The 23,793-nt window shown below is 60.2% G+C and carries 24 protein-coding genes and 1 tRNA gene; 9 read left to right on the top strand and 16 right to left on the bottom strand.

What is annotated here, in order from left to right:
• Positions 1–2: 2 nt before the first annotated feature.
• The 4 genes from odhB to lpdA all read left to right on the top strand — a co-directional run bounded on the left by odhB (position 3) and on the right by lpdA (position 3,873).
• The gene (odhB, locus tag HGT1_RS00820; RefSeq protein WP_176248077.1) at positions 3–1,511 is read left to right on the top strand and encodes a 2-oxoglutarate dehydrogenase complex dihydrolipoyllysine-residue succinyltransferase; all 1,509 of its coding nucleotides are present in this window, start codon (positions 3–5) and stop codon (positions 1,509–1,511) included.
• 51 nt (positions 1,512–1,562) lie between these two features.
• Positions 1,563–1,946, top strand: a complete 384-nt coding sequence (locus HGT1_RS00815) for an MAPEG family protein (RefSeq protein WP_176248076.1) — start codon at positions 1,563–1,565, stop codon at positions 1,944–1,946.
• Between the two features lie 18 nt (positions 1,947–1,964).
• Positions 1,965–2,360, top strand: coding sequence for an MAPEG family protein (locus tag HGT1_RS00810; protein WP_176248324.1), 396 nt, complete (start codon positions 1,965–1,967; stop codon positions 2,358–2,360).
• Between the two features lie 124 nt (positions 2,361–2,484).
• On the top strand, positions 2,485–3,873 hold the full coding sequence (gene lpdA, locus HGT1_RS00805; RefSeq protein ID WP_176248075.1) for a dihydrolipoyl dehydrogenase: 1,389 nt from the start codon (positions 2,485–2,487) through the stop codon (positions 3,871–3,873).
• 116 nt (positions 3,874–3,989) lie between these two features.
• On the opposite strand, the gene HGT1_RS00800 is transcribed toward lpdA, so the two are convergent.
• The 3 genes from HGT1_RS00800 to HGT1_RS00790 are packed head-to-tail and all read right to left on the bottom strand — an operon-like array spanning position 3,990 to position 6,297.
• Complete coding sequence (locus tag HGT1_RS00800; protein WP_176248074.1) at positions 3,990–4,718, bottom strand: 1-acyl-sn-glycerol-3-phosphate acyltransferase; 729 nt, start codon at positions 4,716–4,718, stop codon at positions 3,990–3,992.
• Positions 4,718–5,623, bottom strand: a complete 906-nt coding sequence (locus HGT1_RS00795; protein WP_176248073.1) for an ABC transporter permease — start codon at positions 5,621–5,623, stop codon at positions 4,718–4,720. Before HGT1_RS00795 ends, HGT1_RS00800 begins: the two co-directional genes overlap by 1 nt.
• Complete coding sequence (locus HGT1_RS00790) at positions 5,620–6,297, bottom strand: cell division ATP-binding protein FtsE (protein ID WP_176248072.1); 678 nt, start codon at positions 6,295–6,297, stop codon at positions 5,620–5,622. The genes HGT1_RS00795 and HGT1_RS00790 overlap by 4 nt, the downstream gene beginning before the upstream one ends.
• A 165-nt stretch (positions 6,298–6,462) precedes the next feature.
• On the opposite strand from HGT1_RS00790, the gene HGT1_RS00785 reads away from it, so the two are divergent.
• Positions 6,463–7,278 (top strand): zinc-ribbon domain-containing protein, encoded by an 816-nt coding sequence (locus HGT1_RS00785; protein WP_176248071.1) that lies wholly within the window; start codon positions 6,463–6,465, stop codon positions 7,276–7,278.
• A gap of 28 nt (positions 7,279–7,306) precedes the next feature.
• Here HGT1_RS00785 and HGT1_RS00780 read toward each other — a convergent pair whose 3' ends face one another.
• The 6 genes from HGT1_RS00780 to argH are packed head-to-tail and all read right to left on the bottom strand — an operon-like array spanning position 7,307 to position 13,297.
• Positions 7,307–9,898 carry a TIGR02302 family protein gene (locus tag HGT1_RS00780; RefSeq protein ID WP_176248070.1) on the bottom strand — a complete coding sequence of 864 codons (2,592 nt, stop codon included), beginning with the start codon at positions 9,896–9,898 and terminating at the stop codon, positions 7,307–7,309.
• A gap of 39 nt (positions 9,899–9,937) precedes the next feature.
• Positions 9,938–11,203, bottom strand: a complete 1,266-nt coding sequence (gene lysA / locus HGT1_RS00775) for a diaminopimelate decarboxylase (RefSeq protein ID WP_176248069.1) — start codon at positions 11,201–11,203, stop codon at positions 9,938–9,940.
• Positions 11,204–11,243: 40 nt separating this feature from the next.
• Entirely contained in the window at positions 11,244–11,561 is a 318-nt protein-coding gene (locus HGT1_RS00770) for a DUF2834 domain-containing protein (protein ID WP_176248068.1), read from the bottom strand.
• 1 nt (position 11,562) lies between these two features.
• Positions 11,563–11,733: a hypothetical protein gene (locus tag HGT1_RS00765; protein WP_176248067.1), complete on the bottom strand. Its 171-nt coding sequence runs from the start codon at positions 11,731–11,733 to the stop codon at positions 11,563–11,565.
• Positions 11,730–11,909 (bottom strand): hypothetical protein, encoded by a 180-nt coding sequence (locus tag HGT1_RS00760; RefSeq protein ID WP_176248066.1) that lies wholly within the window; start codon positions 11,907–11,909, stop codon positions 11,730–11,732. The genes HGT1_RS00765 and HGT1_RS00760 overlap by 4 nt, the downstream gene beginning before the upstream one ends.
• A complete protein-coding gene (gene argH / locus HGT1_RS00755) occupies positions 11,906–13,297 on the bottom strand; it encodes an argininosuccinate lyase (RefSeq protein WP_176248065.1) in 1,392 nt (463 codons plus the stop codon). Before argH ends, HGT1_RS00760 begins: the two co-directional genes overlap by 4 nt.
• A gap of 22 nt (positions 13,298–13,319) precedes the next feature.
• On the opposite strand from argH, the gene HGT1_RS00750 reads away from it, so the two are divergent.
• Positions 13,320–13,889: a TlpA disulfide reductase family protein gene (locus tag HGT1_RS00750; RefSeq protein ID WP_176248064.1), complete on the top strand. Its 570-nt coding sequence runs from the start codon at positions 13,320–13,322 to the stop codon at positions 13,887–13,889.
• Between the two features lie 36 nt (positions 13,890–13,925).
• Here HGT1_RS00750 and HGT1_RS00745 read toward each other — a convergent pair whose 3' ends face one another.
• Both HGT1_RS00745 and HGT1_RS00740 read right to left on the bottom strand, forming a co-directional pair.
• Positions 13,926–14,999, bottom strand: a complete 1,074-nt coding sequence (locus HGT1_RS00745; RefSeq protein WP_255200049.1) for a Hint domain-containing protein — start codon at positions 14,997–14,999, stop codon at positions 13,926–13,928.
• Positions 15,000–15,181: 182 nt separating this feature from the next.
• Positions 15,182–16,099 (bottom strand): lipid A-modifier LpxR family protein, encoded by a 918-nt coding sequence (locus HGT1_RS00740; RefSeq protein ID WP_176248062.1) that lies wholly within the window; start codon positions 16,097–16,099, stop codon positions 15,182–15,184.
• Positions 16,100–16,294: 195 nt separating this feature from the next.
• On the opposite strand from HGT1_RS00740, the gene HGT1_RS00735 reads away from it, so the two are divergent.
• Entirely contained in the window at positions 16,295–16,819 is a 525-nt protein-coding gene (locus HGT1_RS00735; protein ID WP_176248061.1) for a winged helix DNA-binding protein, read from the top strand.
• On the opposite strand, the gene HGT1_RS00730 is transcribed toward HGT1_RS00735, so the two are convergent.
• Together HGT1_RS00730 and edd are read right to left on the bottom strand one after the other, a co-directional pair.
• Positions 16,816–17,457, bottom strand: coding sequence for a bifunctional 4-hydroxy-2-oxoglutarate aldolase/2-dehydro-3-deoxy-phosphogluconate aldolase (locus HGT1_RS00730; protein WP_176248060.1), 642 nt, complete (start codon positions 17,455–17,457; stop codon positions 16,816–16,818). The two genes, HGT1_RS00735 and HGT1_RS00730, sit on opposite strands and share 4 nt — an antisense overlap.
• Before the next feature lie 21 nt (positions 17,458–17,478).
• On the bottom strand, positions 17,479–19,278 hold the full coding sequence (gene edd, locus HGT1_RS00725; RefSeq protein WP_176248059.1) for a phosphogluconate dehydratase: 1,800 nt from the start codon (positions 19,276–19,278) through the stop codon (positions 17,479–17,481).
• 170 nt (positions 19,279–19,448) lie between these two features.
• Here edd and HGT1_RS00720 point away from each other — a divergent pair, with 170 nt between their 5' ends.
• The gene (locus tag HGT1_RS00720; protein ID WP_176248058.1) at positions 19,449–20,324 is read left to right on the top strand and encodes a BadF/BadG/BcrA/BcrD ATPase family protein; all 876 of its coding nucleotides are present in this window, start codon (positions 19,449–19,451) and stop codon (positions 20,322–20,324) included.
• Positions 20,321–21,451, top strand: coding sequence for an N-acetylglucosamine-6-phosphate deacetylase (gene nagA / locus HGT1_RS00715; protein ID WP_176248057.1), 1,131 nt, complete (start codon positions 20,321–20,323; stop codon positions 21,449–21,451). The genes HGT1_RS00720 and nagA overlap by 4 nt, the downstream gene beginning before the upstream one ends.
• Before the next feature lie 35 nt (positions 21,452–21,486).
• Here the strand turns inward: nagA and HGT1_RS18425 are convergent, their stop codons facing one another.
• The 3 genes from HGT1_RS18425 to HGT1_RS00695 all read right to left on the bottom strand — a co-directional run bounded on the left by HGT1_RS18425 (position 21,487) and on the right by HGT1_RS00695 (position 23,780).
• A complete protein-coding gene (locus HGT1_RS18425; protein WP_295510849.1) occupies positions 21,487–22,008 on the bottom strand; it encodes a UGSC family (seleno)protein in 522 nt (173 codons plus the stop codon).
• A 24-nt stretch (positions 22,009–22,032) separates the two neighbouring features.
• On the bottom strand, positions 22,033–23,622 hold the full coding sequence (locus tag HGT1_RS00700; protein WP_176248054.1) for a redoxin domain-containing protein: 1,590 nt from the start codon (positions 23,620–23,622) through the stop codon (positions 22,033–22,035).
• 63 nt (positions 23,623–23,685) lie between these two features.
• Positions 23,686–23,780, bottom strand: a tRNA-Sec gene (locus HGT1_RS00695).
• Positions 23,781–23,793 lie beyond the last annotated feature (13 nt).

The following is a 23,793-nucleotide window of genomic DNA, read 5'->3' as shown; positions in this document are numbered from 1 at the left end:
CCATGACAAGCGAAGTACGCGTCCCGACACTGGGTGAATCCGTTACCGAAGCGACCGTGGCAACATGGTTCAAGAAACCAGGCGACACCGTCGCGGTTGACGAAATGCTGTGCGAACTGGAAACCGACAAGGTCACCGTCGAAGTACCCAGCCCCGTGGCAGGCACCCTTGCCGAGATCATTGCCGCCGAAGGTGAAACCGTTGGCGTTGATGCCCTGCTGGCCAATATTTCCGAAGGCGGTGAAAAACCTGCCGCGAAGGATGCTAAGTCAACACCTGCGGCGAAAGCCGACGCACCTGCTGCCGGTGGTGACACTGTCGATGTGATGGTCCCCACCCTTGGCGAATCCGTGACCGAAGCGACAATCAGCACCTGGTTCAAGAAAGTCGGCGACACCGTCGAAGCCGACGAGATGCTGTGCGAACTGGAAACCGACAAGGTCAGCGTCGAAGTCCCCGCACCCGCCGCTGGCATCCTGACCGAGATCCTTTTCGAAGAAGGTGCAACCGTCGAGGCCAATGGCAAACTTGCGGTCATCACCGAAGGGGCCGCCGGGGCCTCTGCCCCAACAGCCAAGCCAGCGGCCCAAGCGGCACCCTCCGCTGCCCCCGCCTCCGGTGATATCGAAGATGCGCCATCCGCGAAAAAAGCGATGGCCGAGGCCGGCATCTCTCGGGATCAGGTCACCGGCACGGGCCGCGATGGCCGCGTGATGAAGGATGACGTCGCCAAGGCCGTCGCCGCCGGAACCTCCGCTGCAAAGCCGGCACCGGCTGCCGCCCCCCGCGCGCCCTCTGCCCCACAAGATGCATCGCGTGAAGAGCGGGTGAAAATGACCCGTCTGCGCCAGACAATTGCGCGCCGCCTGAAAGACAGCCAGAACACCGCCGCGATGCTGACCACCTATAACGAGGTCGACATGACCGAGATTATGGCCCTGCGGAACGAATACAAAGACCTGTTCTTCAAGAAGCATGGCGTGAAGCTCGGCTTTATGTCCTTCTTCACCAAGGCCTGTATCCACGCCCTTCACGAAGTCCCCGAGGTGAACGCCGAAATCGACGGCACCGATGTGGTGTACAAGAACTACGTCAACATGGGCATCGCGGCCGGCACACCCACAGGTCTTGTGGTGCCTGTGATCAAAGACGCACAAGACATGTCTTTCGCGACCATCGAAAAGACGATTGGCGAAATGGGCGCGAAAGCCCGTGACGGCAAGCTGTCGATGGCCGAAATGCAAGGCGGCACCTTCACCATCTCCAACGGTGGTGTTTACGGCTCGCTGATGTCCTCGCCCATCCTGAACCCGCCACAGTCCGGGATCTTGGGCATGCACAAGATCCAGGACCGCCCGATGGCGATCAACGGTCAGGTCGTGATCCGTCCGATGATGTATCTGGCGCTCAGCTACGATCACCGTATCGTCGACGGCAAAGGCGCGGTAACCTTCCTTGTACGGGTGAAAGAAGCCCTCGAAGATCCACGCCGCCTGCTGATGGATCTGTAATAAACGGCGCGCGGGCATTTTGTCCGCGCGCCCCTTTGCAAAGGATATACCATGACAGAGACAACGATCCTCGCGACCTATGGCTTGCTTGTTATGCTGACGATCCTGCTTCAGGTTCTGGGCGGGATGCAGCAACTGAGCCTCGGCTATCTGATCTCGTCGCGCGACGAAACGCGCACTGTCAGCGGGATGACCGCGCGTATTGAACGCGCGCTTGCCAACTCCATCACGGCCATGGCGCTCTTTGCGCCTGCGGTCCTGATCCTTGTCATCCTCGACCGCACAAGCCCCGCCACCCTATTGGCAGCGCAGGTGTTTCTCGTCGCCCGCATCATCTATCTGCCGGTCTATGCCCTTGGTATCCCCGCACTCCGCACCCTTGTCTGGCTCGTCGGGTTTGCAGCAACCGCAATGCTGTATCTTCTGGCGCTTTAAACCGTGAGCGCTGCGATGATGCCCCCTGAACTGACGGTCCTCGTTCTTGCAGCACTGGTGCAGGTGGTGACCTTTGTCGCCTACGCCATCCCCGCCAATATTGAGCTGGGGTCGGGCTATACCATGTCCGCCCGCGACCGCGAACCGACGCGCCAGATGTCGGATCGCACCGCACGGCTGGGGCGCGCCATGACCAACATGTTCGAGGGCCTGATCCTGTTCGGCATCGCGGCGCTCGTCATTCATACCACAAACCAAAGCACCGGCTACACAACGCTTCTGGCCTGGATATTCCTCGCCGCCCGCATCGCCTATGTCCCGGCCTATGCCTATGGGCTGCACCCGGGGCGCTCGATCATCTGGGTCATCGGCTTCGGGGTAACGGTTCTTATGTTGATCGCCGCCCTGTTCTGAATTTCCAAATGGCCCAAAATCCCGGGGGAGTGCGCTTGCGCACGGGGGCAGCGCCCCCTAGCCTCCCCCTCAACCGGCACACCGCCTGACCACATTAATCACTGCCCCATCAAGGAGACCTTCCATGTCCAGCTACGATGTCATCATCATCGGCTCCGGCCCCGGCGGCTATGTATCCGCCATTCGTTGTGCCCAACTGGGCCTCAAGACCGCCTGCGTTGAAGGCCGTGAAACCCTTGGTGGCACCTGCCTGAACGTCGGCTGCATTCCGTCCAAGGCGCTGCTCCACGCCACCCATATGCTGCACGAGGCGGAACATAATTTCGCAGATATGGGCCTCAAGGGCAAAAGCCCGTCTGTCGACTGGAACCAGATGCTGGCCTATAAGCAGAACACCATCGACACCAACACCAAAGGGATCGAATTCCTGTTCAAGAAGAACAAGATCGACTGGATCAAGGGCTGGGCCACCATCCCCGAGGCCGGCAAGGTCAAGGTCGGTGACGACATTCATGAAGCCAAGAACATCATCATCGCGACAGGCTCTGCGCCTGCATCGCTGCCCGGCGTCGAGGTCGACGAGAAAATCGTGGTGACATCCACCGGCGCTTTGACACTGAACAAAGTGCCCAAGAAGCTGGTCGTGATCGGGGCCGGCGTCATCGGTCTTGAACTTGGCTCCGTTTACGCGCGCCTTGGGTCCGAAGTCACCGTTGTTGAATATCTTGATGCGATTACCCCGGGTATGGACGGCGAAGTGCAAAAGAACTTCATGCGGCTGCTGAAAAAGCAGGGCATCGACTTTGTCATGGGGGCCGCCGTGCAAAGCACCGAAGCTTCCAAGACCAAGGCCAAAGTCACCTACAAACTGCGCAAGGACGACAGCGAACACACGCTTGATGCCGATGCTGTTTTGGTTGCCACAGGCCGCAAACCCTATTACGACGGCTTGGGCATCGACGCCCTTGGCGTTGAGATGACACAACGTGGCCAGATCGCGGTGAACGATCATTGGCAGACCTCGGTCAAAGGCATCTATGCCATCGGTGACGTGATCGAAGGACCGATGCTGGCCCACAAGGCCGAAGACGAAGGCATGGCCGTGGCAGAGGTCGTGGCGGGCAAGCATGGTCACGTGAACTATGGCGTGATCCCCGGTGTGATCTATACCCACCCCGAGGTCGCCAATGTCGGTGCCACCGAAGAGCAGCTCAAGGAAGCGGGCCGTGCCTATAAGGTCGGCAAGTTCAGCTTTATGGGCAATGCGCGCGCCAAGGCCGTTTTCGCCGGCGAAGGGTTTGTCAAAATCCTGGCCGACAAAGACACTGATCGCATTCTGGGCGCGCATATCATCGGGCCAGCGGCGGGTGATCTGATCCACGAAGTCTGTGTCGCGATGGAATTCGGCGCATCAGCCGAAGATCTGGCGATGACGTGCCACGCGCACCCTACCTATTCCGAAGCCGTGCGCGAGGCAGCGCTGGCCTGTGGTGACGGTGCAATCCACATGTGATGAAACGCAGGTGGGGTTCACGCCCCACCTGACCCACCACCGACTTTTTTGAAAACTGTTTTGAAAATGTCCGGCGCGCGAAAAATCTCCGCACGCCCCTTGGCCCAACCGCCGGTTTACCGGCCTTTGTTGGCGGCCTGTGCCTCTAGCAGCAATTCATCCGACCGCGCCTCGACCATGTTTTCAAGGCGCGCCATGAATTCATCCCGCGGCAAACCGGGCGGGATCGGGTCCAGAAATTCGACGACTGCGACACCGGGGCGGCGATACAGCCCGCGGCGCGGCCAGAAATAACCGACATTCGTGGCGACGGGTATGCAGGTTTGCCCCATCTGTTCGTACAAGGCCGCCGTGCCTTTTTTATAGGGCGCGGATACGCCGGGGGCCACGCGTGTCCCTTGGGAATAGATAATCAGCTGACCGGCCTCGAGATGCCCGGTTTTGACATCCTCCAGCATCTTGGTCACCGCGGCACCGCGCTTGCCACGGTCAACCGCATACATTTTCATGCGTTTTGCGTATTGTCCCACGACGGGCGTCCACAGGATTTCCTTTTTCATGATGAACTTTCCCAGCGGGATCGCCTGAAAGATCATCAAAATATCAAGAAAGGATTGGTGCTTTGCGGCGATCAATACCTCGCCTGTGGGGGGCGTACCGCGCACTTCGCAGCGCATCCCCACCAGATGTTCCGCCAGCCACATGACAAAGCGGGAATAGCTTTTGCAACACACATAGGCACCGCGCAACGAAAACATCGCCCAAGGGGCAAAGGCCAATCCGATAATCGGCATCGAGATGGTGGCGATTGCAATGAATGTGAGGGACCGGATCCACTGGATCATCAGGCAAGTTCCTTCAACGTACGGCGCGCGGCGGCACCTGTGGCGGCAAAGGCAACAGCCCCTGCCAGAAACGGGATCAGCAATGGAACCAGCCAATGCCACCCCTGAAAGCCAAGCCCTGTCAGAAATCCGCCTGCGTCATCCGTGCTGGGCAACAGCAGTACCGCAAGCATCCCCAGCACCATCCCGGCAGCAGCCCCCGACAGGGCGCGCAAGGTAAACCGGCGAATGAAGGCTTGGGCGATATAGCCATCGGTGGCACCCACCAGTCGCAGAACCGCGATCACCTGCGCATTTGCGGATAGCGCTGCATTCGCGGCCAGCGTGACCATCGCCGCAAGGGTTGCGGTAATCAGGATGGTCGATATCCAGCCCAGCAGTTTCAATCTGGATGCGGCTTTGACCAAGGGCGCGCGCCAGCGGTTGTGGTTGTCCAGAACGGCACCGGGCACCTCTGCGGCCAGACGCAAGCGCAGGCCTTCGGGGTCCATGCCATCGCTGTCTTCGATAATTTCGATCAAACGCGGCACGGGCAGCGCGTCGATGGCCAGTTCAGGCCCGAACCATGGGGCCAGCAAGGATTGCTGTTCGGCATCCGTCAGGGCGCGTGCCGAGGCGACGCCTTTGGTTGTCTCAAGAATGCGCAGGGCGGCTTGGGTCTGGGCTGCGCGTTGATCTACGGGGGCCACCACACGGATCGTGGCGGTACGCGCCAGTTCCTGCCCCCAAATCGTGGCAAGCCGACCCGATGCCAGCGACAGCGCCAGCGCAAACACAGCCAGAAACGCCATCGTCCCTGACGCGAACAAGGTCAGTTGCGCGGTAAAACCGGATGGCGGCACCACGCGGTCGGCATGGCGGTCCCCGGTCCACAGGGCGGCAATGGCAACTTGAAGCGCGCTCACAAATCTGCCCCCGCCAGTTGGATGCGCCGGTTGGCGATCCGCAAGACCCGTGCCTGCACCTGCGCTTTGGTGGCGCGGATCAGACCCAGATCATGGGTCGCGATCAACACGGTCTTGCCCATCTTGTTCAACTCGACCAGCAGCCTGAGCAACCGCTGCGACATTTCCCAATCTACGTTGCCAGTGGGCTCATCAGCCAGCACCACATCGGGCGACATGATTACCGCACGGGCCAGCGCCGCTCGCTGGCGTTCACCGCCCGACAGTTCCGGCGGCAATGCATCTGCGCGGTTGCTCAGACCCACCCATGACAGCAGTTCGGACAGATCTTCGCCACCGGTTTCGTCATGCCTGCCAGAGACGGTCAGCGGCAACCCGATGTTTTCGGCAACCGGCAAGTGATTAAGAAACTGGCAATCCTGATGCACGACACCGACGCGGCGGCGCACCATGGCAATATCGTCGCGGTCAAGGCTGCGCACATCGTTGCCAAACAGCGTCACATGCCCCGCCGTTGGCAGCAGCGCGCCATAACACAGCTTCATCAAGGTGGTTTTCCCGGACCCGGATGGCCCTGTCAGAAAGTGAAACGACCCCGGGGCCAGCTTGACCGAGATATCGGACAAAAGTTCGCCGCCGCCATAACTATAGGCCACGTTTTCAAATTCGATCACAGGCTTATCCCACTTGGTTTGGACTGTTGTGCCTCAGCACCGCATGGGTTTCAATGCACCCCAACACAGCGATACATCGAAGTTTGCACTTTTCCTGCGGTTTTCTAGAACATAAGGTAACAGTCACGCGCAAACGATGGAGTTTTCAATGGGTACGGAAGAAAGATGAGACTGATCTGTCCCAATTGTGATGCACAATATGAAGTGCCCGATAGCGTGATGCCAACAGCCGGGCGTGACGTGCAATGCTCCAACTGCGGGCAAACATGGTTTCAACACCACCCCGATTACATGCCTGCCGAAGACCCCGAAGGGTTGGGTGACAACACTCCGACCCCGGACGAGGAAACGGCAACCCCGCCCCCGGCTTCGCACGCCAAACCCGCGCCCGAACGCAAACAGCTTGATCCGTCGGTCGCCGATATTCTGCGTCAGGAAGCCGAAGCTGAAAAGCTGGCCCGCCGCACCAAGCAGGCCGAGGTATTGGAAAGCCAGCCCGATCTGGGTCTGGATGACAGTGCGGATGAGCCCACCCCCGACCAGCGGGCCCGCCTTGCCAAAGCCCGCACGGCGCGTATGCGTGGCGAGGAAACAGAACACGAAGCGGTACCTGCCGGGGCAAGTGCTGCCGCACTGGCATCGCGGCGCGATCTGTTGCCCGATATCGAAGAAATCAATTCGACCCTGCGCACCGGTAACGAACGCCGCTCGGCGGACCCCGATCTCGAAGATTCAACCGTTACCCCGGCGGCAAAACGCGAGGGTGGATTTAAGCGCGGGTTCACAATCATTGTGGTCTTGGCGCTGCTGATGTTGCTTGCCTATGTTTTTGCGCCGCAACTATCGGCTGCTGTTCCGCAGCTTGAGCCTTTTCTGTCCAGCTATGTTGCCACGATCAATCAGGCACGCGTCTCGCTTGATAGCGGATTGCAAAACATGTTGCAGTGGCTTGACACAAAGGCGAGCCAATCCGGCAGCTAGCGGCTGCCCGATTGGCGGCTATCTCAACCTAGAAACGATCCAGAAGCCTATTCAGGTAATCGCGCTCCACCTCGGGGCGCTCAGCCTCTCCTGAACGGCGGCGGATTTCATCCAGCAATTCGCGCGCGCGGCCATAGGCATCATTGTCCAGCGCCAGATCACCTTCGGTGCTTTCGCCCCCGTTAGAGGATTGATTGCGCCCCAAGGGATCACGGTTGTCGCCCTTTTGGGTGCCTTCGGCTGTGCCCTGACCAGCCTCTTGCTGCTGTTCTTGCGCCATCGCATCGCCAAGCGCACGCATGCCCTCACGCAGGGCCTCCATCGCCTGGGCCTGGTTGTCGATGGCATCTGCCAGATCGTTCTGGCGCAAGGCTTCCTCTGCCCCGTCCATCGCACGACCCGCACGATCCAATGCGTCACGCGCGGCCTTACCTTCGGGCGACCCACCACCGGGCAAGCGGCCTTCCTGGCGGCTCAACTCGTCGCGCAAGGCTTGCTGGCGTTGGGCGATTGAGCCCTGATCCTGACCCGGCTGGGATTGCCCGTCATTCTGGCCGGGTTGCTGACCCTGCCCTTGTTGTTGCCCCTCGCCCGGTTCTTGGCCCGGCTGCTGGCCCTGCCCTTGCTGCTGGCCGGGGGCCTCCCCGGGCTGGTTTGGCTGGCCGCCCTGATTGAACTGCTCCTGAAGATCACGAAACGCCTGATCGCTCAGCTCTTGTTGTTCACGCAAGGTATCGGCCAGACCTTCCATGGCCTCTTGTCCGGGGCTTTTGCCGCCCTGACCGGGCTGGCCTTCGGTCACGCGCATGTTTTCCATCATCTCTTGCAGCTCGCGCAACGCTTGCTCGGCCTCGGCCATGCGCCCTTGCTCCATCAGCTCCTGGATACGGTCCATCATGCGTTGCAAATCGTCTTGGGTCATCTGCATCGTTTCGCCCTGCTGACCCTGCTGCTGCTCGCCGTCTTGCCCCTCTTGGGCCTGCTGACGCTGCAATTGCTGCAGGTAATCCTCGGTTGCGCGGCGCAATTCGTCCATCAGCTCAGCGATCTCTTCTTTGGAGGCACCGTTTTTCATGGCTTCGGTCAGGCGCTCCTGCGCGCGCCGCATCCGCTCCAACGCATCTGCCAGCACCCCTTCTTCCAGCTCGATCGCCAGATCCCACAGATCATCCGCAATTTCGGCCTGTAGCTCATCCGTCAGCCCGTATTTGGCACGGATTTCCAGCCGTTCAATCTGGCGGCGCAACCGCAAGGCCGAGGTATCGGAGCGGAACACATCCTGGGGGCGGTAAGACACCGCTTTCAACAGCGGTACCAAACGCGATGCATTCGCTTTGGCCCACAACAGATCGCGCCGCTGTTCGATCACGGCCGCCGCAAGCGGATCGAAAAACCGCCGCCCCGGCAGGATCATATCGCTGGGTTCAGTGGCAAATTGCTGCTCTGACGCGTCTAGAACGCTCAGGCTGATTTTGACGGGCAGGTTCGCCCAGGGGTGCTTGGAAAAATCGTCGATCAGGTTTTCTTCGAAATTGGTCCGGTTGCCCGAGATCGGCATGGGCAGCGGAATGATCAGTTCGGGCCGCGCATCCGGTTCAATCGCCAGACCATAGCCCCGGTCAACCGACGCCAGATCAAGCGATATCCGCGCCTCTCCGGCCTCGACGCCGTAATCGTCGCTGGCGGCAAAGGGCAGACGCATTTCGCCCAAGGCCGCGACCTTCGGTTCACCGGTGATTTCAACCCGAGGGGCCGCATCGGGCAGCATGGTCACACGCCAATTGCGCCCCCCGGGCCCGTCAATGCTGATCTCTCCGCTTTGATTGACCTTGAAATCCAACACCAAGGCCGGTTCGGCATCGGCGGGTGCGGCCCGCCCCGACACGGTCTCGGCCACTTGCAACGCGCCCACCTCGCCATAAAGCCGCAAGGTGATCAACGTGCCGCTTGGCAGGCTCAGCGGCCCTTCCTCAAGATCGGCCAGATATAACGTGGGCCGTCCAGTATAGCGCGGCGGCTCTGCCCAGCCTTCCCAGACCGGACCATTCGCCAGATCGCCGCCCCCCGGCACCATCCCCGCAACGGACCCCACACGCCAAACAGACCCGAATACCAGCGCCACCCCGAAAAACAGCACAGCGACATAGCGCAAGGCATAGCGGTCGCGGCGGCTGACCCGCAGATCCGCAGGGATCGCCCGCGCCGTCGCGGCACGATCTGCCATGCGCTTTTGATGGGCTTGCCACACAGCCATCGACGCGGCATCGCCAGCGCCAATCACCTGATCATCCATCAGCGCCTGAATGGGCCGGCCCGGCAAACTCGCATCCAGCCGCGCCAATGCCTCGGTGCGGTGGGGCAGGCGGAAAACCTGCACGGCATAGACCACGGCCCCAAGAACAGCGATGCCAACCGCAGCGGCAGCACCATACACACCCTCAACCGGGAAAGTTTCGTGAAACCCCAGCATCAAGGCCGCAAGCACCACCAAAACAACGCTCAGCAACGGCCACAGCGCCTGAACAAGGCTCTCCGCCCACATTCCGGCCCAGGTCAGCCTCAGGGGCCAGCGAATTTCCGCAAGCCCGCGGCGCTGATCATCGGTTGTGAAAAGGGTCATCGCTACCGTTCTCCCGCATGGCTGACACGCGGCGCGCGGTCAAAGCCATTCAGGGATGGTATCGCGATTTATCATTTCGTCAAAGGTCGGGCGTGGGCGAATAACCGCAAATTGATCATCCTTGACCAATACCTCGGGAATAAGGGCGCGCGAATTGTATTCGCTGCTCATCACGGCACCATATGCGCCAGCACTTCTGAACGCGACCAGATCACCGGCAGCCAGCTTGGGCATCATGCGCTGCTTGGCAAAAGTATCACCGGATTCGCAAACCGGGCCAACGATGTCATAGGGCTGCTGCTCCGCCCCTGCGGCCGGTTCAACCACAGGGACGATATCATGATGCGCCTCGTACATCGCAGGGCGGATCAGATCATTCATCGCGCCGTCAAGGATCAGGAAATCGCGCCCCTCGCCGGACTTCACATAGATGACTTCGCTCACCATCAACCCGGCATTGCCTGCAATCAGACGGCCCGGTTCAATCTCGATCTCGCAGCCCAGATGGCCCAGCTTGCGCCGCACCATCGCACCATAGTCACTGGGCAAGGGCGGCGCTTCGTTGCTGCGCTCGTACGGGATACCCAGACCGCCCCCCAGATCAAGCCGCTGGATCGTATGGCCGTCGGCCCGCAAGACTTCGGTCAGTTCTGCCACCTTCTCATAGGCCTGCTCGAACGGGGCCAGATCAGTCAACTGGCTGCCGATATGCACATCAATGCCGATGACCTGCAAACCGGCCATACCAGCGGCCATCGCATAGACCTCGCGGGCGCGCGCAATGGGAATGCCGAATTTATTCTCGGATTTGCCAGTGGCAATCTTGGCATGGGTCTTGGCATCGACATCAGGGTTCACGCGAATGGTGATCGGGGCGACCTTGCCCAGCGACCGCGCCACAGCATCCAGCACTTCCATCTCCGGCTCGGATTCAACGTTAAATTGGCGAATGCCACCCTCAAGCGCCAAGCGGATCTCGGCAGCGGTTTTGCCTACGCCGGAAAACACGATCTTGTCGCCCGGAACACCCGCCGCCTTGGCGCGCAGATATTCACCGGCTGACACCACATCCATGCCCGCGCCCGCCTGTGCCAACGTCCGCAATACCGCCTGATTGGAATTGGCCTTCATGGCATAACACACCAGATGGTCCATCCCTTCCAACGCATCATCGAATGCTTTGAAATGCCGCAAAAGCGTCGCCGTCGAATAGACGTAAAACGGTGTTCCCACCGCAGCCGCGATCTCGGCAATTGCGACATCCTCAGCGAACAGCGCACCGTCGCGATACAGGAAATGATCCATCTTCTCTGGCTCCCAAATATCCCCGCCGGAGGCTCCGGCGCTATTTTACAGGGGCCGACCGCAGGAAAAGGTACAATGGCAGGCCACAGCTTACCCCAATACCAAAGGTTGCGGGAATGGCAATCAGCGCCTGCCAATTTCGCCGCACAGCGACTTCGGCGATGATCCACACGGTCAAGGTGACGGCCGCAATGGTCAAATCCCAGACCAACCCGCTGGCAGCGGCATTCGCATGCCACGCGTCAACCATGCCCATGATATCAACGCCATTGGCCCGAAACCACGTGACAAAATAATACATCGGATGGATCGCGCCCCAGATCGCCAGCGCCAGATAGATCATCCGCAGCATCGACATCTCAGAAACTCTTGATCACGCCGACTGTGGCGTAGCCTGAAACAGTCAGGCCTGACGCTGTCGGTGTCGGTTGCTGGCGTGCATTCTGCGCGTCATCCGCCTCTTTTGGCGACGGTTTGGTACAGGCCCCAACCGCAGCACACATAACGAGGATACATGCCAACCGCATCATGACGACAGCCCAAGCCCCAACCGGAACGGCCCGCGGCCCACCGACACGGAGGACCCAAGCGACACGCCCGAAGTTGACAGGGTCACAGCGGTGTTCACGTGCGGCGGGGTCGGTTCACCATCTGCACCGCATGCGGCCAAGCCGAGAAGGGCAAAGATGGCAAATGCGCGTTTCATCCAAGAATTCCTTTCCAGCGGGCAACCTGCGCACGCACCTGCGCGGGCGCGGTACCCCCGTAAGACATACGCGAATTGACGGAATTTTCCACACCCAGCACGTCGAATACGTCTGCGGTAATCCCGTCATGGGCGGTTTTCATCTGGTCCAGCGTCAGATCAGGCAGGTCACAGCCGTTCTTTTCAGCCAGCGCCACCAGCGATCCGGTGATGTGATGCGCATCGCGGAAAGGCAGACCCAGCACCCGCACCAGCCAGTCGGCCAGATCGGTCGCGGTCGAGAAACCCGACCCCGCCGCCGCAGCAAGGCTGTCGCGGTTGGCGGACATGTCTTTAACCATGCCTTCCATCGCGGCCAACGCCAGCATCAGGTTGTCGGCGGCGTCGAATACCTGTTCTTTATCTTCCTGCATGTCCTTGGAATAGGCCAGCGGCAGGCCCTTCATCACCATCATCAACGCCACGTTGGCCCCCATGATGCGACCGATCTTGGCGCGGATCAGTTCTGCCGCGTCAGGGTTTTTCTTCTGCGGCATGATGCTGGACCCGGTCGAAAACCGGTCCGACAGGGTCACGAAACGGAATTGCGCCGACGACCAGATCACCAGTTCTTCCGCGAAACGGCTCAGGTGCATCGCACAGATGGACGCCGCCCCGAGGAATTCGAGGGCGAAGTCGCGGTCGCTGACCGCATCCAGCGAATTGGCCGACGGACGGTCAAAGCCCAACGCCTGCGCCGTCATGTCGCGGTCGATGGGAAAGGACGTGCCGGCCAGCGCAGCAGCACCCAGGGGCGATTCATTCATCCGCGCCCGCGCATCGCGCATCCGGCCCAGATCGCGGCCAAACATCTCTACATAGGCCATCATGTGATGGCCCCACGTGACCGGCTGTGCGGTCTGCAAATGGGTGAAACCGGGCATGACCCAATCGGCCCCGGCCTCTGCCTGGCCCAACAATGCCTGGATCAAAGCCAGCAAACCACTTTCGGCGGCGTCGAATTGATCGCGCACCCACAGCTTGAAATCTGTCGCCACCTGATCGTTGCGCGACCGGCCTGTGTGCAGGCGGCCCGCAGGTTCGCCGATGACCTCTTTCAGGCGCGCCTCGACGTTCATGTGGATGTCTTCCAGCGCGGTCGAATAGGCAAAGGTGCCGCCTTCGATCTCTGACAAGACCGTGAGCAGGCCTTTCCGAATGGCGTCAGCATCGCTATCACTGATGATGTCTTGTGCAGCCAACATGGCCGCATGGGCGCGCGACCCGGCGATGTCCTGGGCGGCCATGCGCTGGTCAAACGAGATCGAGGCGTTGATCGCCTCCATGATCGCGTCTGGTCCGGCGGCGAAACGGCCACCCCACATTTTGTTCGAAGTCGTATCGGTCATCAGGCAACCCCTCGGAGGGAAAATGAAAAAGATAATGCTCGCGCTCGTTTATACGGCCCTAGCGGTCGGTGCAAACCCCAGCTTTGCGCAAACTGCCGATATCACGGCGCTGCGTGACGGTGACATGAAAAAACTGGTGGTGCATGACGCGCCTGTGGCAACGTCTACGGCTGCGTTTGATCTGGCTGATGGCGCGGGCACGGCCACGCTTGAGGATTGGCGCGGCAAATATGTGCTGGTCAATTTCTGGGCGACCTGGTGCGCGCCCTGCCGCAAGGAAATGCCACAGCTGAACGCCTTGCAAAAAGAATTCGGCGGCGATGATTTCGAAGTGCTGACACTCGCTACGGGCCGCAATTCGCCCGAAGGGATCAAACGGTTCTTTGAGGAAGCGGGCGTTGACAGCCTGCCCCGCCACCAAGACCCCAAACAGGCAGTTGCCAGCCAGATGGGTATCTTTGGCCTGCCGATCACCGTGATCATGGACCCTGAGGGGCGCGAAATTGCGCGGCTGCGGGGCGATGCGGATTGGTCAAGCGACAGTGCCAAGGCGATTATCAAGGCGTTGGTCGACAGCCGCGCCGGCGGCTAAAGGGGTTCGGGCCGCTGATTGCGCGGCCCGACCTGATTATGCGGCGTGTTTAAGGATCGCGGCCTCGGACACCGAGAGATTCCGGCGCGCATAGCTGCCATAGGTATGCGGATCAAAGCTGAGGCTTGGATAGTTCTTGATCAAACGGGCGCGGTCGCTGGCATCCAGACTTTCCAGCGCGGCAGATGCCGGGTGGAAGCTTTCGGTTTCGACACCATTCGCCCACATGATTTGATGGCTATCCAACAACACATGGATATACGTCACCTCGCGCGCATGTGCATCGACCGTCACACTTGAGCCGTTGATCAGATCGCGCGCCGTGACCAAAACCTCGTTGGTGTTGAACAGGCTTTGTGCGACATCACCCTTGATCAACATGCGGTGGCTTGGCGACACCAGCAAATCCCGGTCCGGCCTTGCCAGACCCAGCGAATTTGCGTGGAATCTGACGGGGCGCAAATGTGGCATCGCAAACAGGCGTGCACCGCTCATCCGGCGTTTGCCGATCCAGCGGACAGGCTGCATGCCGTTGTCTTTGGTTTGAACCAGATCGCCCTCGCACAAATCCTCTATCCGGTTCAGGCCGTTGTCTGTGCGGATCAATGTGCCGGGCGTAAAGCAGATCACGCCGCCGTTTTGCTGCGCGACCTTATCCAGTGACGTGGTGCCCAATGTGTGGTGCACAATCCAAAGGTCGCTGTTGCGTGGCGGAATTTCGTCGTGGAACATCAACAACGGCTGGCTACCGCCGCCGACTTCGATCAACGTCACGGTATAGCTTTTGCCGCCGTCCGTGACGACGAAACTGTTATCCATCAAGTTTGCGAATTGGTCGTCGCCATAGTTCTTGCGCGGCACCGCGACTTCTTTTTCCAAAGCCGTCCCGACAAGCCGATGCACCATACGTGACGCCCGTTTGCGAAGTTCTTCTGCTCCATCTGCCTGATCCAGTCGCAATACGTCAGAAGGGCCGTCGACGCGTACCACGTCGCCCCGCCATGCCCATGCCGCCCCTACCTCAAGAGATCGCACCGGCGCGGCGTCTAGCCCATCTATTTCTGTTTGCGACCAGCTTATGACAAACGTGCCCCGAAAGCCCGTTTTCACCACTGTTCTGCTGCCTCGTCGTTTTTTTATTAGTTTTAGAGTAGCAAAAAGCCGCGCATCTGCAAAGGCCATTTCTTTCAGTCAATTCAACGCGTTGCAAAAAGTCTTAATTTTTCCCCAGGTACCGCCGGATATCCCCCATGTAGGGCAGCAAGGGCATAAGCCCGCTAGATGTAGCGCCTTCAGAACGATAAATTGATACGCAACGATCCTACGATCTGATCGTCCGGTTGGGTTTCATATTCCTTGCCCAGCCACGTAACCCCGTAAAACGCCGACGCATCCTTGCCTTGCCAATGCATGCCAAGACGCACGCGGTCGCGGTGATCGGTCAGGGTATATCCACGGCTTTCGGGCAAAAACGTACTTTCGCGGACATAGGCAATATCGGCACCGGCAACAAAGCTGAAACCGGTATTGCGGGTGTTCTGGATCACGCGGTAGCGGTGGCCCGACGTGCCGTCGCGCACCAAAAGGGCATCCGTTCCGACCGATCCGAACGTCAAATCAAACCCGGCGCGCATCATTGTTTCAATGCCTGCCTGCCCTTGGATAAAGGGGCGGAAAGTCCGGTTTTCGCCCAACCCGACGCTGCGCCCCGCCTCGATCAGCACCGTGGGGTGAAACCCGTTGCCGATCTGGTTGTTCAATGTCAGCGCCGTCGGGGGGTTATCCCCGATCAAGTCGTGAAATTCGCGCTGCAACATCCCCAGACGCGTCTGCGGCCCGGTCACAAAAAGCGACGCGCCCACTGCAAATTCTGTGCCTTTGTGCTGGAAATGGCTGTGCATCCCGACAGACAAGGCCCCGGCCCAAGGGCGCGACCCGGCGGCAGGGGTGGTCAGATTATCGGGTGCCAGCACCTCGATCCCCAAACGCAATTCGATCAGTTTGCCAAATTGCCGGGGCAGCGTGCCGGTCCATTCCGGCCCCCAAACCCGCGAAGAGGTCACGGAACCGGTGCGTTCACGGTCTTGAAGATCGCCCAGAAAGTCGTTGGTGATCAACCGGCCATAGCCAAGATATGCGCGCGCCTCCGCTGCCGTTGCCTGAGGGAGCGAAAACAGCAAAACCGCGGCGGCGGTAAGGACCTTGAGCATGGGTGTCTCTCCAGGATTAGCCCCAATTAGACGCCATGGCCGAGGGGGAGGATCAGATTCGGAATTGCGCGGCGGCAACGCGGTTTGACCTATGCCGGAAATGCGACCATTTTTGGACCGCCGAATGTTCGAAACGTTGCATGACGCACACAAATCGCTAACGTAACGACAACAATAATCAGCCGTGGATGCCTTATGTCAGAACCGAAATCACAGCCTTCCCGCCGGATTGTATCATCACGCCACCTGGCCGAGGGCGAAGGCTGGGAGGCATCCGAGCTCGAATACGGGATGATCATTGCCTATAATGCCTTTAGCCGCTGGATGTCGCGCTGCATGACGGCGGCGGGCAATTCCGATCTGACGCCTCTGGAAATTCTGGTGCTGCACAACACCAATCACCGGGGCCGTGAAAAACGGCTCACCGATATCTGTTTTATGCTGAACATCGAAGATACCCATACGGTGAACTATGCGCTGCGCAAGCTGCTGAAATCAGGGCTGCTTGAGGCCGATAAACGGGGCAAGGAAGTATTTTACAGAACGTCACCCAAAGGTGCCGAACTGATTGAGGCTTACCGCGCCGTGCGCAACACCTGCCTGATCGACAATCTGGACCGCACAGATATGAAAGGCGACGACCTACGCGAGATCGCCGCCCGTTTGCGTGCTATTTCAGGCCAATATGATCAGGCCAGCCGCGCTGCCGCGTCGCTTTAGCGCCCCAGCTTGCTTGCCGCGCGGGCCAGTTCGGTGATTGCGGCCCAGTCGCCTTGGCGCACCAGCGCATCGGGGGCGACCCAGCTGCCACCGGCGCAAACCACATTGGGCAAAGACAGATAGCTTTCGGCATTGGCAGGGCTGACGCCGCCTGTTGGGCAGAACCGGATCTGCGGCAGCGGCGACGCGAGGGATTTCAACGCAGGTGCGCCCCCCGAAGCTTCGGCCGGAAAAAACTTGAGCATGTCATAGCCGCGTTCCAGCAGGCGCATCGCCTCAGATGCGGTAGCGGCACCGGGCAACATCGGCAGGCCAAGGTCTTCGGCGGCTTGCAGCAATTTGTCGGTCGCCCCGGGCGAGACGCCGAATTTCGCGCCTGCATCCACCGCACGTTTGACATCATCCGGCGTCAGCAATGTGCCTGCGCCTACAACGCCGCCCTCGACTTTGGCCATTTGCGCGATCACGTCCAACGCACAATCGGTGCGCAAGGTTACCTCAAGCGCAGGCAGGCCACCGGCGACCAGCGCCTCGGCCAGCGGGCGGGCATGGGCCACGTCATGAACAACCAGAACCGGCACGATGGGGGCCAGTTTGCAGATGTCATAGGCGGCGGCGCTTGCTTGTTGTGGGGTCATGGAAATCGTCCTTTATTCAATTCAAATACTGCTGGCACCGGTATCGGCAGCCCCGACAGTCCTGCGGAAATTCGCGAACAGTTCGCGCCCCTGACCGTATTCATTCCCCGACAGGTCAGCGGTCGTGACGGGGCGGTCAAGCGCACCGGGGGTTATGACCTCAAGCACACCATCACGGGCATCCACACGGATAATGTCACCATCCTGAATGCGGGCAATCGGGCCACCATCCAGCGCTTCGGGGCAGACATGGATCGCGCTGAGAACCTTGCCCGATGCACCGGACATCCGGCCATCTGTCACCAACGCGACCTTCAGCCCCTTGGCTTGCAGGTTCGCCAGTACCGGCGTCAGGCTGTGCAATTCGGGCATCCCGTTGGCTTTTGGCCCCTGAAACCGGACAACAACAACGACATCGCTGGTGAATTCACCTTTCTTATAGGCTTCTTTCACTGATTCCTGATCGTGAAACACCCGTGCCGGTGCTTCGACAATATGGTGCTCGGGCTTGACCGCTGAAACTTTGGTCACGGCGTTGCCCAATGATCCTGACAACCGCTTGAGCCCGCCTGTCGGCTGGAAAGGGTCACCCACCGGACGCAGGATCTTGTCGTTCAAGGTCTCGGTCGGGCCATCGACCCATTCAACCGCGCCGTCTTTCAGCTTGGGGTCGCGGGTATAGCGGGCAAGCCCGTCACCGGCGATGGTTTTCACATCCTCATGCAGCAAACCGCCGCTCAGCAATTGACCGATCATATACCCCAAACCGCCTGCGGCATGGAAATGGTTCACATCCGCCAGACCGTTTGGATAGACCCGCGCCAGCAATGGCGTCACCTCGGCCAGATCCGAGAAATCCTGCCAGTCCAGAATGATGCCACCGGCACGCGCCATCGCAACCAGATGGATCAGCAGGTTCGTCGATCCGCCCGTCGCGTGCAAGCCGACGATGCCGTTTACATAGGCCTTTTCATCCAGCACATCGCAGACCGGCGTATAGCTGTCGCCCAAGTGGCTGATCGCTAGAGCGCGCTGTGCGCCCGCAACAGTCAGCGCATCGCGCAGCGGTGTGTTTGGGTTCACAAAGGATGCGCCGGGCAGGTGCAGGCCCATGAATTCCATCAACATCTGGTTGGTGTTGGCGGTGCCGTAAAACGTGCAGGTTCCCGGACCATGATAGGCCGCCATTTCCGACGCCATCAGCTCTTCGCGGGTTGCTTCGCCTGATGCGAATTTCTGGCGCACAACGGCCTTTTCATCGTTCGAGATGCCCGAGGTCATCGGCCCCGCTGGCAAAAACACCGCAGGCAAATGGCCAAACGCCTGTGCGGCAATCACCAGCCCCGGCACAATCTTGTCGCACACCCCAAGGAAAACCGCGGAATCAAACGTGTTGTGGCTAAGGCCGACACCCGCTGCCATTGCGATGATATCGCGTGAAAACAGGCTCAGCTCCATCCCCGGCGTGCCTTGGGTGACGCCGTCGCACATCGCAGGAACCCCGCCTGCAACCTGTGCCGTGCCCCCTGCCGCGCGGGCGGCATCGCGGATGATTTCGGGAAACCGTTCAAACGGCTGATGCGCCGACAGCATGTCGTTATAGGTGGTGATGATACCGATATTGCCGGAGGATTGCGTTGCCAACGCGTTTTGATCCGGCCCCGCGCCCGCATAGGCATGTGCCTGCCCGCTGCACGACAAATGCGCCCGTGCCGGACCTGCTTCGGCGGCCCCGTGCATCCGGCCCAGATATGCCTGACGGCCAGCGGCGCTTCTTTCGATGATGCGGTTGGTGACGCGCGCGACGGTTTCGTTCAGCATAATAATCCCCTTGTGATCAGTTCAGGCTACCACAATTGTGATTGCTCGACTAATGTTAGCGCTAACTTAGCATTGAGGCGGGCAATTTGTAAATGGATTTGCGCGAACGCTTTTACTCCAACAGGGAAAATATCCTTTCCCCGACAAAACAGGTATCTTAGACAAGCCCTATGATGGATCAATACCCCCCTATTCTTATTGGCGTCGACGGCGGCGGGACCGGCTGTCGCGTTGTGGTTGGCACCGCCCAAGATGGCATTCTGGCAGAGGCCAAAGGCGGCCGCGCCAACGTCAGTACCAATTTCGACGAAGCAATCGCCCATATTCTGGAAGCGACCCGCGCTGCCGTAAAAGATGCCGGTCAGGATCTGGAACAGATGAACCATGCTGTCGCCCATCTGGGGCTGGCCGGGTTCACAGGGCCGGAAATTGGCAAGCGGGTCACAGATGCGCTGCCCTTTGCCAAAAGCATTGTCACCGAAGACACGACAACCACCATTGTCGGGGCCATCGGCGCGGATGACGGATATGTCGTGGCGCTTGGAACCGGCACGATCATTGCACGGCAACGCAGCGCCGTTCAGACCTGCATCGGCGGTTGGTGTTATCAGGTGTCGGATCAGGCGTCGGGCGCATGGCTGGGGCATGGCGCGCTAGAACAGACGTTGCTGGTGGTCGATGGGATCGTCCCGCCAAGCGCCCTGTCTGACCGGATGCTGGAAAAGCTCGGCGGGGCGGCGGGGATCGTGCAGTTCAGCCTCAAGGCGCGCCCCGGCGATTTCGGCACCCTTGCACCGGACGTTGTGGAAACGGCGGCGGCGGGCGATGCCATTGGCACGATGCTGATGCAGCGCGGTGCGGATTATCTGAAAAATGCGATCGGCGCGCTTGAGTATCAGACCAATGACATCCTGTGCCTGTCGGGCGGGGTCGGGCCACATTACGCGCCCTATCTGCCCGAACATATGACCGCCAATCTGGTCTCGGCAAAGGGGCGCGCCGTCGATGGTGCCTTTGCCCTGGCGATGACTGCTGCGGCCGAATGACCCGCGCCGTGACGGCCTATGTCGGGGCGCGGATTTTTGATGGCACCGCCATGTGGGACGCTCACGCATTGCAGGCGCTTTCAAATGGCGAAACCCGCATCGTCAAACCGCAAGACCTGCCCTCCGACTGCGAGATAAAGGCGCTGGACGGCGGCACCCTGTCACCCGGATTTGTGGATTTGCAGGTCAATGGCGGCGGCGGTGTGATGTTCAACGATGCCCCCACTGTCGAAACCCTTGCCACCATCGCAGCGGCGCATCGGGGGTTGGGCACATTGGCGATCCTGCCCACACTGATCACCGACACCCCCGATCAGACCGCCGCAGCGATCAGCGCCGTTACGACCGCGCTGGACCAGAAAATACCCGGCATCGCTGGCCTGCACCTTGAGGGGCCGCATCTGAGCGTTGCCCGCAAGGGCGCGCATGACGGTACGCTGATCCGCCCGATGCAAGACAGTGATCTTCGCGGGCTGTTGGATGCCGCCAACCACATTCCCAACCTGATGATGACGGTCGCCCCCGAAAGCGTGACAAACGCGCAGATCAGGGCGATGGCAGATGCGGGCATCATCGTATCGCTTGGCCACAGCGATTGCGATTACGATACCGCGATGGCCGCCTTTGACGCTGGCGCACGCTGCGCCACCCATCTGTTCAATGCCATGAGCCAGGCCCAGGGCCGCGCGCCCGGTCTGGTCGGTGCCGCGCTGGATCATGGCGGGGTGGCCAGTGGTTTGATTGCAGATGCTGTGCATGTTCATCCCGCGATAATCCGCAACGCGCTCGCTGCCAACATGGGCCCAAGCGACGTGTTTCTGGTGACCGATGCGATGGCCACGGCGGGGTCGGACATCACCAGCTTCACGCTGAACGGCCGCGAAATTATGCGCAGCCAGGGCAGGCTTACCCTTGCCGATGGCACCCTCGCCGGCGCTGATCTGACAATGCCACAGGCGATCCGCGTGCTGGTCGAGCAGGTCAAGGAACCGCTGGAAAAGGCGCTGGCCCGCGCGACGACGATCCCTGCGCAGATGTTGCGCCGCGCACCGTCGCTTGACCGCGTCGATGATCTGGTGTGGCTTGACAACGACCTGTCCAAAGCGTGCTGGGTCACTGAATTATAAAGCGGCCCAAGGTTTCCCCTGCGCCGCTTTTTTCGTTATTTATCGCTTAGCGCTGCCATGATCTGGTCATAGGCTTCGCGGGCTTTGATGCGCATTTCGTCGTCGGTGGCATCCTGAATGGGATGCGGCACCAACACGTATCTTGCGCCCTCCATACCTAACGCTTTGCGCTGCGTTTCCGCAGCTTGGCCAAACGCGCTCGAGGCGACGGAAACGGACGGGATCCCCTGGATTTCAAACCAGACTGTATCGTGCATACTGCACGTGGTACATGATCCTCAGTCCGCCAATGCCTCGATCATAAAATCGCATTCGTCGCGAATTTGATGGCGCAATGCGTCGGGGCACGGCTTGGCGAAGGTCGGTTTGGTATAGCGGCGGATTTCAACGCCCGGCGCGCCTTCGGCTATCAAACGGTCCAGTTCGTCCAGCAGGATATTGCCGCGCGGTTTGCTGATGTTCAGCAGCCCCACGACCCCCTGCACCGATCCGGTTCGTTCGGTAATCTGACGCACGACCGGGACGCGTTCATCCGTCGGGTCGAGAATTATGGTCATTCATGTCCTCCTCTAAATATAATGCTAGCCCAGATCGATCTTTCTGGAAACGGAAATTGACCCGACCGCGCCCGTGGCCCAGCCATGGAAGGCCGACGAGAACTTGCCGGCCTCGCCGCCTGCGACAACGATATGAATATATTCCTTGCCGGCGAATTTCGGGGCCAGCTGCGCCAGTTTTTCCGGCCCCATCTTTTCGGCATCCGCAACAGGGATCCCCGCGCCGGAATGATCATTCTGGACCATTTCACGCAGGGGGCGCGATGTGACTTCCTGAATGCGGTCGCGCAGACGGTCCTTGGAATAATCACCCTCAACGGTCAGCGTGTTGATATGTTCAGGGCACACCACCAGCAGTGCGTCGACGGGCAGGTTGTGCAGTTTGGGCATGAACACCCCTTCCAGCCCCTGCCCCAATGATCCGGCAATCTGGTCCGGCTTGCGCGAGGTCTGGTCGACGATATGCACCGGGCCACCTGTCATGGCAAAGACGGTGACGACGGAATCTTCCGCCTTGAAACCGCGCTCGACATGCAGCGGCTCCCACGGCGACACGGCTTCGTTTTCGGCAAAGCACATGGTGTATTTCATTGGATTGCCAAGCGTCGACCGTTCAACGCCCCCTGTCGTCGCACCGCCCACATTGCGGATCACCAGACGCAGCGCGCGCCCGATGGTGGCGTTGGCACGGTTGCCGGCCCCCATCGCGCCAAGGCCCGCATTCATCCCGATTTTCTCGACCACGGGGCCGTTGACGACCATCACCGTCGCGGCCCCCATCGTGGTTGCCGTCACCCCGTGAATGTTGAATTCATCGGTACAAACGGCTTCGACTGCCGCGATGACTACGGGCAGATATTCAGGCTTGCAGCCCGCCATCACCGCGTTGATCGCGATCTTTTCAACCGTGGCGACACCCATGTTGGGCGGCACGGTCGCGATCACCTCTTGCGGGTCGCGGTGGGTCCCGGCCAGCATCCGCATCACCCGTTCGGGCGTCGGTGGCACCAGCGGCAACCCGTCCGAAAAGCCCTGATCGAACATGAACTCTGCCACGTCATCGCCGCTGGCAACCTCGACCTTGCGGGCGCGCAAGACGCTGCCGTCCGCTTCGGCACGCAGCTTGTCGTAAATCTCGGGGTCAAAGTGTTTGGACCCGCAACCGGGCCGCCACGGCGGCAGACTGTCCCAGTCGATCTGCGCATTGGGTTGACCTGTTTCGGCCGCGATCTGATCGGACAACGCTTGCCAGTCGTCGCGCACGAAGCCTTCGAACTTGGTGACGACCTTGCCAGCCTCATCAATCCAGAACACGGCGGGCACGATTTCGATGTCCCAATCAAACGACGCCTTGCATCCAGCATCCGCCAGCACGGGCATGGTCAGGCCATGACGCCGGGCAAACACCCCGTTATTGTCACCGGACTGGCCCAGCACAACCATGTCGATGCCGCTGCCATAGGCCTTGAACATTCCCTCGATCACAGGGCCCGCGATGTTGCAGGTCTCGCAATCCTCTTTCACGAAACAAACCAACGCAGGGCCTGTGCCATCAAAGGCATGCGCCGCCCCGTCCAGATTATTCAGTGTGAAAGAACGCGCTGCATCTATCATCGGCCACCCTCCCAAGTATGCATTTGCATATTGATGGCGATTGCAGCGCAATGTCCAGCCGCTTGGCGGAGGTGGATGGGAATCGAACCCACCACACGCCTTTTCGGCGCGTCCATGGTTTTGAAGACCAGGGAAGCCACCAGACTCCAGTCACCTCCGTCCGGCGACCCT

Source organism: Sulfitobacter sp. HGT1 (assembly GCF_013282155.1).
Lineage (GTDB): Bacteria > Pseudomonadota > Alphaproteobacteria > Rhodobacterales > Rhodobacteraceae > Sulfitobacter.
This window is presented reverse-complemented; position numbering and strand designations above follow the sequence as displayed.